This is a genomic window from Bradyrhizobium sp. P5_C11_2 (genome assembly GCF_054049755.1).
Genome location: NZ_JBFULT010000158.1, coordinates 1 through 13,348 on the forward strand (window position 1 = coordinate 1; position 13,348 = coordinate 13,348).

The 13,348-nt window shown below is 65.9% G+C and carries 12 protein-coding genes; 8 read left to right on the plus strand and 4 right to left on the minus strand.

Annotation, left to right across the window (positions count from 1 at the left end; translation table 11 throughout):
- The 3 genes from ACXJL8_RS16965 to ACXJL8_RS16975 all read left to right on the plus strand — a co-directional run.
- On the plus strand, nucleotides 1–697 hold a 697-nt coding region (locus tag ACXJL8_RS16965), incomplete at its 5' end, for a VOC family protein (RefSeq protein ID WP_456685275.1).
- Between the two features lie 78 nt (nucleotides 698–775).
- Entirely contained in the window at nucleotides 776–1,051 is a 276-nt protein-coding gene (locus ACXJL8_RS16970; protein WP_456619676.1) for a hypothetical protein, read from the plus strand.
- 211 nt (nucleotides 1,052–1,262) lie between these two features.
- Nucleotides 1,263–2,219, plus strand: coding sequence for a lytic transglycosylase domain-containing protein (locus tag ACXJL8_RS16975; RefSeq protein ID WP_456619677.1), 957 nt, complete (start codon nucleotides 1,263–1,265; stop codon nucleotides 2,217–2,219).
- Nucleotide 2,220: 1 nt separating this feature from the next.
- Here ACXJL8_RS16975 and ACXJL8_RS16980 read toward each other — a convergent pair whose 3' ends face one another.
- Genes ACXJL8_RS16980 through ACXJL8_RS16990 form a run of 3 tightly spaced genes read right to left on the minus strand, consistent with a single transcriptional unit; the run spans nucleotide 2,221 to nucleotide 5,178 of the window.
- Nucleotides 2,221–2,604 carry a cupin domain-containing protein gene (locus ACXJL8_RS16980; protein ID WP_092185744.1) on the minus strand — a complete coding sequence of 128 codons (384 nt, stop codon included), beginning with the start codon at nucleotides 2,602–2,604 and terminating at the stop codon, nucleotides 2,221–2,223.
- A gap of 22 nt (nucleotides 2,605–2,626) precedes the next feature.
- The gene (locus ACXJL8_RS16985; protein WP_456619678.1) at nucleotides 2,627–3,331 is read right to left on the minus strand and encodes an SDR family oxidoreductase; all 705 of its coding nucleotides are present in this window, start codon (nucleotides 3,329–3,331) and stop codon (nucleotides 2,627–2,629) included.
- A gap of 47 nt (nucleotides 3,332–3,378) precedes the next feature.
- A complete protein-coding gene (locus tag ACXJL8_RS16990; RefSeq protein WP_456619679.1) occupies nucleotides 3,379–5,178 on the minus strand; it encodes a thiamine pyrophosphate-binding protein in 1,800 nt (599 codons plus the stop codon).
- 226 nt (nucleotides 5,179–5,404) lie between these two features.
- Here ACXJL8_RS16990 and ACXJL8_RS16995 point away from each other — a divergent pair, with 226 nt between their 5' ends.
- From ACXJL8_RS16995 to ACXJL8_RS17010, 4 genes are all read left to right on the plus strand, one after another.
- On the plus strand, nucleotides 5,405–6,316 hold the full coding sequence (locus ACXJL8_RS16995; RefSeq protein ID WP_456619680.1) for an IclR family transcriptional regulator: 912 nt from the start codon (nucleotides 5,405–5,407) through the stop codon (nucleotides 6,314–6,316).
- A gap of 140 nt (nucleotides 6,317–6,456) precedes the next feature.
- Nucleotides 6,457–7,701: an ABC transporter substrate-binding protein gene (locus tag ACXJL8_RS17000; RefSeq protein ID WP_456619681.1), complete on the plus strand. Its 1,245-nt coding sequence runs from the start codon at nucleotides 6,457–6,459 to the stop codon at nucleotides 7,699–7,701.
- A gap of 27 nt (nucleotides 7,702–7,728) precedes the next feature.
- Nucleotides 7,729–8,604, plus strand: coding sequence for a branched-chain amino acid ABC transporter permease (locus tag ACXJL8_RS17005; RefSeq protein WP_456619682.1), 876 nt, complete (start codon nucleotides 7,729–7,731; stop codon nucleotides 8,602–8,604).
- A complete protein-coding gene (locus ACXJL8_RS17010; protein WP_456619683.1) occupies nucleotides 8,601–11,141 on the plus strand; it encodes a branched-chain amino acid ABC transporter ATP-binding protein/permease in 2,541 nt (846 codons plus the stop codon). Before ACXJL8_RS17005 ends, ACXJL8_RS17010 begins: the two co-directional genes overlap by 4 nt.
- A 183-nt stretch (nucleotides 11,142–11,324) precedes the next feature.
- On the opposite strand, the gene ACXJL8_RS17015 is transcribed toward ACXJL8_RS17010, so the two are convergent.
- On the minus strand, nucleotides 11,325–12,308 hold the full coding sequence (locus ACXJL8_RS17015; protein WP_456619684.1) for a Bug family tripartite tricarboxylate transporter substrate binding protein: 984 nt from the start codon (nucleotides 12,306–12,308) through the stop codon (nucleotides 11,325–11,327).
- 348 nt (nucleotides 12,309–12,656) lie between these two features.
- Here ACXJL8_RS17015 and ACXJL8_RS17020 point away from each other — a divergent pair, with 348 nt between their 5' ends.
- Nucleotides 12,657–13,310 (plus strand): hypothetical protein, encoded by a 654-nt coding sequence (locus ACXJL8_RS17020; RefSeq protein ID WP_456619685.1) that lies wholly within the window; start codon nucleotides 12,657–12,659, stop codon nucleotides 13,308–13,310.
- Nucleotides 13,311–13,348 lie beyond the last annotated feature (38 nt).

Sequence of the window (13,348 nt, forward strand, 5' to 3'; positions counted from 1 at the left end):
GGACTATATGGAGCTGCTCGGCGTGCTGGCTGCGACCGAACACAACGCGCCGGCACGCGCCTTCCTCGACAAGCAGGGCGAGGGCATCGAGCGCATCGCCTTCACCGCGGTCGATTCCGCCGCCGGCGCGGAGGAGATCCGCGCGCGCGGCCTGGTGCCGATCGGGCCGACTGATTTCGAACGGCCGGTGACGCTGCCGAATGGCACGGTGTCGGCGGCAAAATTCCGCACCTTCATGTGGCCGACCGCGGAAGCGCCGGGCGGCGTGCGCATCTTCGCCTGCCAGCACAAGACCCGCGACACCGTGTGGATTCCCGAGCTGATGAAGCACGCCAATGCGGCCAAGCGGATCAAGCAGACGCTGATCGCAACGCCCGAGCCCGCGACGGAAGCAGCGCATCTGGCGCGCCTGATCGACCGCGAGCCGAAGCCTGATGCCGACGGCGCGGTCACCGTGCCCTCCGGCGGCGATCGCGCCGATTTCGTCTATCTGACGCTGGATCAGCTCGGAAAGCGTTATCCCGGTGTAACGCTCGCAGGGCTGTCCGAACGCGGCGGCGCGGCGCTGGTGCTCGTGAGCGGCGATCTCGCGGCGACCGAGAAGGCGCTGGGTTCGGCCGGCGTCCGCAGCGGGGCTGCGATCTGCGTGCCGCCGGCCCAGGCCAACGGCACCCTGCTCGCCTTCATTGCCGGCTGATTTGAGCTAATTCTTTAACGTGTGTTTACCCGGCGGCCCTAGGATTCCCGGCAGTCCAAGCCGCCCGGGGCCAAGCGCATGTTCAAGGAAGGCTCGCCGATCGTCTATGACGCGCCGGCTGAACTGAAGAAATGGCCGTCGCTGAAGGGCGAGCGGCAGAAGGACCGAGGTCCGCCCTATCTCGTCTACAACGGCACGCTCGCCGATTGCGTCCGCGAGCTCATGGAAAAGCCGATCAAGGGCATCTCGCTCTACGACATCATGACGAGGCCGCAGCCGGCCTTCGAGCAGACCGTGCTGTCGCCCGGCGACGCCGCCGAGATCGCCTTGCGCAAGGACTTTCCAAAGGCGTAAGCGCCACCCAACCGCCGTCACACCACTTGCAGCGTTGCATGTCCCCGCGGCCCCGTAGATCCGCGGGGCTGACGTCGCATTTTCTGCAGCAGGAACACCGTACTAACACCGGCGGTGTCCCGGAATCGCAGCTTCGCCGCAATTGCGGTTAAGAAGTCCTTGTCACCGGCGCGCGCTGGTCGTTCCCCACAGTTCGAGGACATTCACCGAGATGCGATTTCTCGTCGCGGCTTGCGCTGCGTTCCTGACTCTGATCTGCGACCTCGGCTCGTCGCCGTCCTGGCAAGCATCACATCTCGACAACTCCACTCCCAAAGCCGATCGCGCACCGTCACTGGTTCCGCTCGTCGAGCTCTTCCTCGCAAGCGTGCAGGCCATCGAGCTCGCAAATGCGCGCGCATCCTACGAAGAGGCGATCGAGCCGACGCGCGCGATCGAACCTGTGACGCAGACCCCGGCTTCGCCAACCGAACAATTCTGCCGCGCGCTCAGGGAAGCGGCCGAGGCCAGCGGCATTCCGGTGCCGTTCTTCGCGCGCCTGATCTGGCAGGAGAGCCGTTTTCGTTCCAACGAGGTCAGCGAGGCCGGCGCTCAGGGCGTCGCGCAATTCATGCCGGAGACGGCCGCGGAGGTCGGACTCGATGATCCCTTCGACCCGATGAAGGCCTTGCCCGCATCGGCAAAGTTCCTGCGCAAGCTCCGCGACGATTTCGGCAATCTCGGCCTCGCCGCCGCCGCCTACAACGCCGGCCCGGGTCGTATCCAGAAATGGCTTGCCAGGGAAAGCGGACTGCCGCGCGAGACGCGCGATTATGTCCGGATCATCACCGGCACCAACGCCGAAGACTGGACCGAGCGCTCCGAGGCCCTCGCGATCCGGATCGACCTGCCGCGCGAAGCGCCCTGCGAGGGCATCGGCGCCCTGTCCAAGACAAAGGACGTCGCCTGGGTTCCAGTGAATCTGACGCCTACGGCCGCCAATATCATTCGCAAGGCCGAGCAACTGGCCGCACGCATGACGGCGAACCGGGCGCGCAAGCGGCTTGCATCCTTGATCCGGAAGAGCAGCCACGGCAAGGCACGCGGCATGATCGCGGCGCGCGCGACCGGAAAGAGCGCGAAAGCTCGCGCCGTCCGCATCGCCGCGCGCGAACGTTCCTCCGGCTAGGTCACACCGGCTTCTCGTCGTCGGTCACTGGCGACGTCACCACTAGGAACACGAGATCGGTCAGGCCCGAATTCGAGATCGCGTGCTCGACGCCCGGCGGCAGGAAGATCACGTCGTGCTTGCGCACGACATGGTTCTTGCCTGCGATCTCCATCAGCCCCTCGCCGTCGAGCACGTGATAGACCTGCTCCTGCACCTTGTGATGATGCCGTGCCACATAGGCCATCGGCTGGTACATCGAGATGCGGTAGTCGATGCGGCGCGAGCCGGCGGTCTCCGGCATTACCAGCGGCTTCGACAGCGCTCCGCCGAAGTGATTGGGGAATTCGCGCCAGGGCACCTCGGCGATATTGCGGATGAAGGCGCCGTTGCTCTCCTCGGCCATGATCGTGCTCCTTTCGCGCGACTCAATTCACCAGCGCGCCACCATCGACATAGACGATCGATCCCGTGGCGAAGCCGTTGGTCATGAAGCTCGCAATCTGCTGGGCGATGTCCTCCGCCATGCCGACGCGGCCGACCGGCAGCGCGGCAGCGGTCTTTGCCAGCATCTCCTTCCGCGCCGCTTCAGGCATCGCCGCCCGGATCGGCGTATCGATCACCCCCGGCGAGACCGCATTCACGCGCACCGGCGCAAGCTCGAGCGCGAGCGCGCGGGCCAGCGATTCCAGCGCGCCATTGGCCGCACTGATGATCGCCGAGTTCGGCCGCGGCCGAACGCTGAGAAAGCCGGTGACCAGCGTCAGCGATCCGCCCGGCCGGATCTCGGCCTCCCGCGCCACGCGCCAGGCACCCCAGAACTTGCCTTCCATGGTGGCACGCACGTCGTCCATCGCGACCGTCTTGAAGGGCCCGGTGCGGAGCTGCGCGGCCGTCAGCACGACGTGATCGACGGGACCGGTGCGACGGAACAGATCAATGACGCTCTGGTCGTCGGTGACGTCTGCGGAAATGGCCGTCACCCTCAGCCGCTCGGCGATGGGATCAAGCTTCGCGGCGCTGCGCGAGGCGATGATGACGTCGGCGCCTTGCGCCTTGGCCAGCTCCGCCGTGGCGAGGCCGATGCCTGAGGAGCCGCCGATCACGACGACCTTCTTGCCTGCGAGCGTCATTCCCATCTCCCCGATATCTTGTTGATTGGCGATTGATAGCGGCGCGATCAGCCCGGCTGGAAACGTGTGCCGATGCCGGCCTTGCTCTGGCCGAGGCCTGGCAATTCCCAGACACCGGCGCCAATCGGATTGATGTCGGCGGCAATATCGACGTCGATCAGATAGGGTTTGTTGGCGGCAATGCCCTTGCGGATCGCCTCACCAATGTCGCCGGCGCGATCGACCCGCACGCCTTCGACGCCGCAGGCGCGCGCCATCGCCGCGAAGTCGGGATTGTAACGTTGGCCCGTCTCCGGATGCCTGAAGTCGGTCGCAAGCTCGCGCCCGCCGAGATAGCCGCGCTGAAGTCCGCGGATCGAGGCATAGGCGTAATTGTTCCAGACCACCCAGACCACGGGCAGATTGTACTCGACCGCCGTACCCAGCACGTTGGCGTGCATGAAGAAGGCACCGTCACCGCACACCGACACGCAGGGACGATCGGGCGCGGCGAATTTCGCGCCCATCACGCCGGCGACGCCGAAGCCCATCGGGCCAAAGCCCATCGAGCCGATCAGCGAATCCGGCCGCTTCGGCTTGCAGAAGCCGAGCAGCCAGTTGTGATGCACGCCGATGTCGGAGACCAGGATCGCATCCTCCGGCAGCGCCTTGTCGATCTCGGCCGCCGCGCGCTGCGGATTGATCGGCGTGGTATCGTCGGAGAAGCCGGGCGCGACGAACTTGTCCCACTCCTTGCGATAGGTGTCGATCTGCGCCAGCCATTTTTTGCGCGCATCGGATTTCTTGAAGAGATTATCGCGGCGATCGAGCTCGGCATGGATCTGACGCAGGAAGGTGCGGACGTCGGCCATCAGCCCGAGCGCGACAGGATAGTTGCGGCCGATCTCCTCGGGATCGATGTCGACATGGATCAGCCGCGTTGGCGGGATCGTGAAGGAATAGCCGGGAATCCATGAGCTCGACGTGCGGTCGTCGAAGCGGACGCCGAGCGCGAGCAGCACGTCGGCCTGGCGGGTCGCATGATTGGCCTGATAGTGGCCGGCGCGCGCGACGAGGCCAAGCGCCAGCGGATGATTGACGTCGAGCGCGCCGAGACCGCTCGCGGAGGCCGCGACGGGAATCTGAAGCCGCTCGGCGAGCTTGCGCAATTCGTCCGCCGCRCCGCCATAGCGYACGCCCTGCCCGACCAGCATCACCGGCCGCTCCGCTGAAAGCAGCATGTCGACCGCCTTCTCGACGCCTTCGGGATCGGCACCACAACGGCTGGAGATGTTGGCGCTCCACTCGCTGGCCTTCGGTGCCTCTTCGGCAGCAGCCTCCATGAAGACGTCGAACGGTACGTCAATCACCACCGGCCCCGGCCGCCCCGTGACCATGGTCTTCCAGGCCTGCCGCACCGCGAGCGGCACCATCTCGCCGCGCGTCGGCTGAAACACCTTCTTGCACATCGTGCGCACGGTGGAGGGAAAGTCGGCCTGGTAGTGCCGGTACATCTCCTGGAACGCGCCGCGATTGAACTGGCTGGTCGGCACGTTGCCGGTGATCGCCATGAACGGCACGGAATCGAGGAAGGCGTTCGCGAGCGAGATCGGCAGATTGGCTGAGCCCGGCCCGCAGGAGGTGAAGGTCGCCGTYGGCCTGCCGGAGACGCGGTAGTAGACGTCGGCCATGAAGCCGGCGACGCTCTCGTGATGCACGGAGATCGTCTTGATCTCGGAGGAGCGCTCGTACAGCGCGTCGATGAACTGGATGTTGCCGTGGCCGCAGAGCCCGAACACCTGCGGCACTTTTTCCTGGATCAGGTAATCGACAATGACCTGGGCGCCGTTGAGCATGTTTTTCGACATCAACCCGTCTCCCGCCGGCCCACGACTTCTTGTGGACCGATGCGGAAAACGCGGCCGGTCATCGCTGAGCCGCGGACACCCTATTTCTCATAATGCTGTACGTCAATTTATATTGTGGTAGTCTGTCAGCTGAGGAAACGCGAGGCTCCGCGCCGACGGCTGTGCTGGTTGCGTGCTACTGTCGAACGAACGGCGTCATGACGATTCACCAGAGGGGGCCTTGTCCTTGAGATCGCGTACCAAGCCCGCTACCGGCGAGAAGCCTGCAAGTCCACGCAAGACCGCGATCGCCAAACTCATCCCCGCGCCGCAAGCCGATGGCGACGACGAGGCCGACGACAAGCAGCGTGGCGGTGGCGTTCAGTCGCTCGGCCGCGCCTTCTCGATTCTCGAAGAGGTGGCGCGTCATCGCGAAGGGATCGGGCTTGCGGAGCTCAGCAAGCTCGTCGGCCTGCACAACTCGACCACCTTTCATCTGGCGAAGACGCTGGTCACGCTCGGCTACCTTCGCCAGGAGAAGGACAACAAGCGCTATCGCATCGGCCGTCCGCTGTTTGCGCTCGCGGCATCCGCGCTCGACGAGATCGAGATGGTCAACGTCGCGACCCCCGTTCTGGAGGAGCTGTCGCGCCAGACCAGCGAAAGCAGCCATTTTGCCGTGCGGATGGGCGATGCCGTGATCGTCATTGCGCGCACGAGCGGCCCCGGCGCGTTCCAGCTGACCGACCGCGTCGGCGTGGTGCGGCCCGCGCACTGCACCGCGCTCGGCAAGATCATCCTCGCCTCGCTCCGCCCCGAGCAGCTCAAGCGGTTCATCGATCGCGCGGAACTGAAGCCGTCGACGCCGAAATCCATCACCGACGCCGGCGCGCTGATGCGCGAGATCGCCGAGGTGCAGCGCACCGGCGTCGCCTTCGACGACGGCGAATTCAACATGGAGGTGCGCTGCGTCGCCGTGCCGGTGACCGACTTCACCGGCCAGGTGATCGGCGCGCTCGGCATTTCCGGCCCGATCTGGCGGCTCTCCAACCAGGCCCTGCACGCCAGCGCGCAGGTCGTACAAGCTGCCGCCGACCGGCTCTCGGCCGAATTCGGGGCCAAGGGCGCGGCGCGCAAAGCGCTCACGCAAAAGGCCTGAGCCGCGCCCAAGCGGCGATTTTGCCGGTTGACACCGGCGATGGCGTTCGGGATTATCCTCCAGCATTAGAAAAACATCTCTCACAATGTCGGATAACCGATCTTGAAGGGAGACACACGATGCACCGGGAGGACACAAAGATGATCCGCTACCCGCGACGGACGTTGTTACGGGCGGGCGCCGCGTTCGCAGGCGCGTCCGCACTTGGGTTTCCGGCAATCGTGAGGGCCCAGGCCGAGAGGATCCGGATCGGTCACCTGACGCCGCTCACCGGCTTTCTCGGCGTGATCGGCAGCTACGCACAGCTGGGCGCAAAGCTCGCGGCGGAGGAGATCAATCAGTCCGGCGGCCTTCTGGGCAAGCCGATCGACCTGCTCTCGGAAGACTCGATCAATCCAGCCACCGCGGCCACCAAGGCACAGCGCATGCTCGAGCAGGACGGCGCGGTGGTGCTGCTTGGCGAGATTTCCTCGGCCTCCTCGCTCACCATAATGCAGGTCGCCGAACGCAACAAGAAGGTGTTCTTCTCGACCGGCGCGCGCTCGGACGCGCTGCGCGGCAAGAACTGCAACAAATATTCGTTCCACTGCGACATCCCGAACACCGTGATGGTCAACGCGGTCGGCACCGCGCTATCGCAAAAGGGCATGGTGAAGGGGAAGAAGTTCTTCACGCTCACCGCCGACTACATCTTCGGCCATGATCTGTTGAAGGCCGCGAAGACCTTCTTCAGCGCGCACGACGCCAACCTGATCGGCGACGAATTGATCGCGACCGACGTCACCGATTTCAGCCCGTATCTGCTCAAGGTGCGGCAGGCGAAGCCCGACGTGGTCTGCTGCAACCTCGCCGGCAACCAGGTCACCAACCTGGTCAAGCAATATGCCGAGTTCGGCCTGCCCTATCCGCTGGTCGGCTTCAACCTCAACACCGGCGACGCCTGGGCGGCGGGCGCCGGCAATCTCAGCGGCACCTGGCCGACGGTCTGGTATCACACGCTGAACAATCCGGCGTCGCAGGCCTTCGTCGCAGCCTTCAGCAAGAAATACGGCAAGCCGCCGGAGAACCACGCCTGGATCGACTACATCACGCTGAAGCTGCTGGCGGAAGCGATCAACACCGCCAAGTCGACCGCGAGCGACGAGCTGATCGCCTATTTCGAGAAGCAGACGCAGTTCGACATCGGAAAAGCGCGAAGAGCCTATTTCCGCACCTGGGATCACCAGCTCGTGCAGGAGGCCTATCCGTTCACCGTCAAGCCGAAAGACCAGATGAAGGACCAGTGGGACATGCTGGTACTCGGCGATGCGGTGCCGGCGGCGAATGATGCGCTGGAACAGATCTATCCGACCAGAGAACAAAATCCCTGCGAGATGAAGGCCTGACGCGCGCCCTCGCGGCAAGGACGCAACATGCAGTTCGAGTTCTTGCTGGAACAGGTGGTGAATGGCCTCGTGCTCGGAGGCTATTACCTGCTCATCGCGCTCGGACTGTCGCTGATCTTCTCGGTCGGCGGCATCGTCAACCTCGCGCACGGCGCCTTCTACGCGCTCGGCGCCTATGTCTGCGTCGAACTGACCAAGCGCCTCGGCTTCGGCGCCGCCGTGGTGGTCTCGCCGTTCGCGGTCGCGCTGCTCGGCATCCTCTTCGAGCGCTTCATCCTGCGACGCTTCTACACGGCCGACCCGATCCTCAGCCTGCTCGTGACCTTCGGGCTTGCGATGGTCGCCGAGCAGGCGATCCGCATGATCTGGGGCGCCGCGCCGGTGTCGACCGAGATCCCGCAGAGCTTTCGCGGCTCTGTGATCGTCGGCGACTTCCTGTTCTCGCGCTATCGTCTCCTGATCCTGGGTGTCGTGGCGGCGATTCTGGTCGGGGTCTGGCTGCTGCTGCACAAGACCTCGTTCGGGCGCGTGGTGCGCGCCGGCATCCAGCGGCCGGACATGGTCGCGGCGCTGGGCATCCGGCTTCAGCCCTACATGACCGCGATCGTGATGCTCGGCGTCGGCATGGCCGCGCTCGGCGGCGCCTTCTTCGCGCCGATCACGACCGTGCACCCGGCGATGGGCGCCGAGATCATGACGATCGCCTTCGTCGTGGTGGTGATCGGCGGGCTCGGCAGCTTCTGGGGCGTCATCATCGCGGCGCTCCTCGTCGGCGTCGTGCGCGGCATCGCCATCCATTTCGAGCCGGCCGCCGGTGAGGCCTCGATCTACATCCTGATGTTTCTGGTGCTGCTGGTGCGCCCGCGCGGCCTGCTCGGCGAGCGCATCGAGAAGTTCGAATGACCCGGGCCTCGACCATCGACAGGCTCAAGCCGCTGCTGATCGCGACGATCGCGGTCATCGCGCTGCCCTTCGTGCTGAAGGCGCTCGGCCTGTCGCTCAACACCGGCACATGGATGCTCGGTCTTGCCATCGCGGCGATGGGGCTCAACCTCTGCATCGGCTACACCGGCCTCGTCTCGTTCGGCCACAGCACCTGGTTCGGCATCGGCGCCTATGCCGCCGGACTGATCCAGCTTCGCGTCTTCCCCGGCGAAATCTGGCTGCCGCTGCTCGGGTCGATGATCGTCGTCGCGATCGCATCGGCCGTCACAGGCCTGCTGATCCTACGCCGGCGCGGCGTCTATTTCTCGCTGCTGACGCTGGCGCTGGCCGCGCTGGTCTACACCACCGCCTTCCGCTGGACCAGCCTGACCGGCGGCGAGGACGGGCTCGGCGGGCTGAAGCGCGGTGACATCGGGCCGATCAGTCTCGACAGCGCGCTCAGCTACTACGCCGTGGTCGCCGCGATCGGGCTCGTCGTGCTCTATATCCTCATGCGCCTGGTGCGCTCGCCGTTCGGGCATGTGCTGGTGGCGATCCGCGAGAACCAGCTGCGCGCGGGTTTTCAGGGCTATCCGGTCGAGCGCTACAAGCTCGCCGTGTTCGTGATCTCCGCCGTTGTCACCGGCCTTGCCGGTGCGTTGATCGCGTTCCTGAACTATCTGGTCTCGGCCGAAGCCGTCTCGGTGCCGTTCGCCGGCGAACTCTTGGCCATGGTCGTGATCGGCGGCATGCGCAGCCTGCTCGGGCCTGCGCTCGGCGCGGTGTTCTTCATCCTGTTCAGAGAACTGTTCTCGATCTGGACGTCGGACTGGCTGTTCTGGTTCGGCCTCATCTTCGTGGCGTTCGTGATGTATTCGCCCGGCGGCCTCGTCGGCATCGGTTCGGTGATCATGCGGCGCTTCCGTCCCGCGCCGGAGGAAACCGCCGCGATGAGCCGGCGCAAGATCTATGACGGGCTGCCGCTGCCGGACTTTTTGCGGCCGGAGGCGTTGAAGGGCACGGTGCTGGAGGTCAGCGGCGTCTCCCGGAAATTCGGCGGCATCCGCGCGGTCGAGAATGCGAGCATCACGGTTGCGGCAGGCGAGATCCACGCACTGATCGGGCCGAACGGCGCCGGCAAGACCACGCTGTTCAACCTGGTCTCCGGCCTTTACGCGCCGGACCAGGGCACCATCCGCCTCAACGGCCGCGACATCACCGGCGTGCCGGCGAATCTGATCTGCCACCGGGGGCTGGCGCGCTCGTTCCAGATCACCAATCTGTTTCGCGGGCTCACGATCTACGAGAATTTGCGCCTGTCGCTGCAGGCTCGGCGCGCCATGCGCTTCAACATCTGGAACGACATCGACGCGTACCAGGACATCCACGCCGAGACTGCCGCGCTGGTCAAATTCCTCGGACTCGAAGGCATCGAGGAGATCGAGGGCGGCGAGCTGTCCTATGGCGGGCAGCGGCTGGTCGATCTCGGCATCGCGCTCGGCTCCAGGCCGCAGGTGCTGCTGCTCGACGAGCCGCTCGCGGGCCTTGCCGCCGCCGAGCGCGAACGCGTCTCGAATCTCGTCAGGAACATCGCGACCAACATTCCCGTGCTGATCGTCGAGCACGACATCGACCGTGTGCTCGGCTTCTCGCAGGTCGTCACCGTGATGAATCAGGGCGAAGTGCTGATGTCGGACTGCCCGAAGGCGGTGCGGGCCGACCTGCGGGTGCAGGAGATCTATACCGGCAAGGGCATTCCCGCGGTCGAGCACCGCCGCAGCGGCAGCGCGGCCGGCGCGCACGCGACCGTGCTGCGGCTCGATCGCGTCAACACGTTCTACGGCAAGAGCCACATCCTCAGCGACGCCGCGCTCGACGTGCGCGAGGGCGAGATCGTCGCGCTGCTGGGGCGCAACGGCGCCGGCAAATCGACGCTGCTGAAGACCATCGCCGGGCTGGTGCCGGCGGCGTCCGGGACCATCGACTATCGCGGCACGGACATCGCAACCCTCCCCGCGCCCGACATCGCACGGCGCGGCGTCGGCTATGTGCCGCAGGGCCGCGGGTTGTTTGCCGGCATGACCGTGCGCGAGAACCTCGCGCTCGGACGCCTGGCGCGCAAGACCGACGGCAGCGACGGCGTGGCGTGGGACGAGGAGCAGATCCTGCACACTTTCCCGCGCCTGAAGGAGCGCATGAACATCGCGGCCGACTATCTCTCCGGCGGCGAGCAGCAGATGGTCGCGGTCGCGCGTGCCATGTCGGGCAATGTGCGCCTGCTACTGCTCGACGAGCCGTTTGAGGGCCTCGCGCCGGCGGTGACGCTGGAGCTGTTCAAAGTGTTCGACCAGCTGCGCCGGCAGATGTCGATCGTGATCGTCGAGCACAATCTCGACCTCGTGCTGGCGCTTGCCGACCGCGTCTTCGCGCTGGAGCGCGGCGCGGTGTTTCACCAGGGGCCGGCGGCGCCGCTGCTCACCGATCTCGGCTATCGCAAGCAGATCCTGTGGCTGTAGCCGACGCTCCCGCACAAAAAACGCGAAAACAACCCCATGCACAGTAGCCGGCGGTTGCCGGCATGACGCGTTGCCCGACGGACAAAACTCCTTGATTTGCCGGGCAAAACGGCGGCACGACGGCCCCATCGGGCTCGTCCCGGGCATCCACGTTCCTTGTACCGCAGGCGGCAGACGTTGATCTCAATCCGACTTGATGTTGGCCGCCGCCACGACCTCGGCGAGTTCCTTGGTCTCCTTCGCGATCTTGGCGGCGTAGTCCGCCGGGCTGAGCAGGCTCACCACGCCCTGCGAGCCGAGCCGTTCTTGCACCGCCGGATTCTTCGCGGCCGCGACGATCTCCCGGTGCAGCGTCTCGAGGATCGGCGCGGGCGTCGCCTTCGGCATGAAGAAGCCGACCCAGAACGAGAGGTCGAAGCCGGGATAGCCGGCTTCCGCGACGGTCGGCACATCCGGCAGCGACGGCAGCCGCTCGGCCGATGACACCGCGAGCGCGCGCAGCTTGCCGGCCTTCACCAGCGGCACCGCGGACAGGGGATCGAACACCGCCAACACCTCCTGCGCGAGGATGCCGACCTCGGACGCAGCGCCACCGCGATACGGCACGTGGATCATCTTGATGCCCGCCTTCTGGCCCAATAGCTCCATGGCGAGATGGGCGAGGTTGCCGTTACCGCCCGAGCCGTAGGCGAGCGCGCCCGGCGCGGCCTTGGCCGCGGCAACGAGATCGGCCACGGTGTTGATGCCGGCGGTCTTGGGGTTCTCGGGATTGACCACCAGCACGAGCGGCGCCGAGACGACGGTGGTGAGCGGCGCGAAGTCGCTGATCGGATCGTAGCGGATATCCTTGAACAGCGTCTTGTTGAGCGTGATCGTGGATGAGTTGCAGGCCAGGACGGTGTAGCCGTCGGCTTCCGCATGCGCCACGCCTTCGGCGGCGATCATGCCGTTGGCGCCGGCGCGGTTCTCGACCACGAAGGGCTGTCCGAGCTTGTTGCCGAGCCGGTCGGCGACGATGCGCGCGACCACGTCGACCGGACCGCCCGCGCTGAACCCGACCATGATCTTGACCGGACGCACCGGATATTTTGCCGCATCGGCCTGCGCCGCGAGCGGCACGGCGCATAGGCCGGCGATGACCGCCAGCAGGCGAAGCGTTGGTCGCATTGGTTCTCTCCCCGGGGCCGGCGTCACTTCTGTGCTCGATGGCGTGACGCATTCGACGGCGATGATTAGCGGTCGCAGCGATTTACGCAATCGCGTTTCTGCCGCGCCGCGCCCCGGTTCAATTCCGCCGCGCGGCAAGCGAGGCCTGCAAAATCATTTGACCCGTCGGGCAAAACACCGGCACAATGTCATCCTCGCAGCAATCCTCGAGACCCCTGCCCGTCGCCCGACGGGCCGCGCGACACGGTTGCCAGCGCGAGATCCTCATCGACATCCGAAATTCAGGCGGCGTACCGCGCTTCTGCGCGCGTGGACCCGCACGCCTGCACGCGCAAAGGACCCATCGACATGACGACATCACCGAAACCCAAGACGGCGCCGATCGTCGCGACCGATCGCGCCGCGACCGCAACACTACCGCGGATCAAGCTCTTCGCGCGCGGATTTTCGATCGACCATCCCGACCCGCAAGCCGGCGAAATGCTGCTGGCCGAAGCGCTCGGCGCCGTCGACCGCGACGCGCTCGATGGGCTCCTGGCGCAGCTGGTGAAGGCCAGCGCGATCCGACAACGGCCCAACGCGGCCAATCTCGCCTTCATGATCTCGATGATGCGAAGCATCGCTCCGCGCGATTCCATCGAGGCCATGCTGGCGGCGCAGATGGTGTCCGTCCACGTGGCGGCGATGCGCAGCGCCTGCCGCCTCGCCTGCACCGAAGACATCGCGCAACAGGAAAGCGTCACGCGCGCCCTCGGCCGGCTCGCCCGCACCTTCGCGGCCCAGATCGAAGCGCTCAGCCGGCACCGCAACAATGGCGAGCGCGGGGTCACGGTGCAGAATTTGTCGGTGCAGGATGGAGGCAAGGCGATCGTTGGGAACGTTACGCAGCATGCGGGCGTCATCATTGCGGAGGCGGGTGCAGCAATGGATGGCAGGACGGTCACGGCGCGCGAAGCCTGCGAACGCGAGAGGTTCGAGGCAGGTCAAGGCGGCACCGCATGACCGGCGGCCACCCTCGCAACACCGGCTCTCTGCTGGCA

Excerpts from the sequence above, each read along its gene's own strand:
- ACXJL8_RS16970 (WP_456619676.1), top strand. The coding sequence starts at position 776 with ATGTTCAAGGAAGGCTCGCCGATCGTCTATGACGCGCCGGCTGAACTG.
- ACXJL8_RS16975 (WP_456619677.1), top strand. The coding sequence starts at position 1,263 with ATGCGATTTCTCGTCGCGGCTTGCGCTGCGTTCCTGACTCTGATCTGC.
- ACXJL8_RS16980 (WP_092185744.1), bottom strand. The coding sequence starts at position 2,604 with ATGGCCGAGGAGAGCAACGGCGCCTTCATCCGCAATATCGCCGAGGTG.
- ACXJL8_RS16985 (WP_456619678.1), bottom strand. The coding sequence starts at position 3,331 with ATGACGCTCGCAGGCAAGAAGGTCGTCGTGATCGGCGGCTCCTCAGGC.
- ACXJL8_RS17000 (WP_456619681.1), top strand. The coding sequence starts at position 6,457 with ATGATCCGCTACCCGCGACGGACGTTGTTACGGGCGGGCGCCGCGTTC.
- ACXJL8_RS17005 (WP_456619682.1), top strand. The coding sequence starts at position 7,729 with ATGCAGTTCGAGTTCTTGCTGGAACAGGTGGTGAATGGCCTCGTGCTC.
- ACXJL8_RS17010 (WP_456619683.1), top strand. The coding sequence starts at position 8,601 with ATGACCCGGGCCTCGACCATCGACAGGCTCAAGCCGCTGCTGATCGCG.
- ACXJL8_RS17015 (WP_456619684.1), bottom strand. The coding sequence starts at position 12,308 with ATGCGACCAACGCTTCGCCTGCTGGCGGTCATCGCCGGCCTATGCGCC.
- ACXJL8_RS17020 (WP_456619685.1), top strand. The coding sequence starts at position 12,657 with ATGACGACATCACCGAAACCCAAGACGGCGCCGATCGTCGCGACCGAT.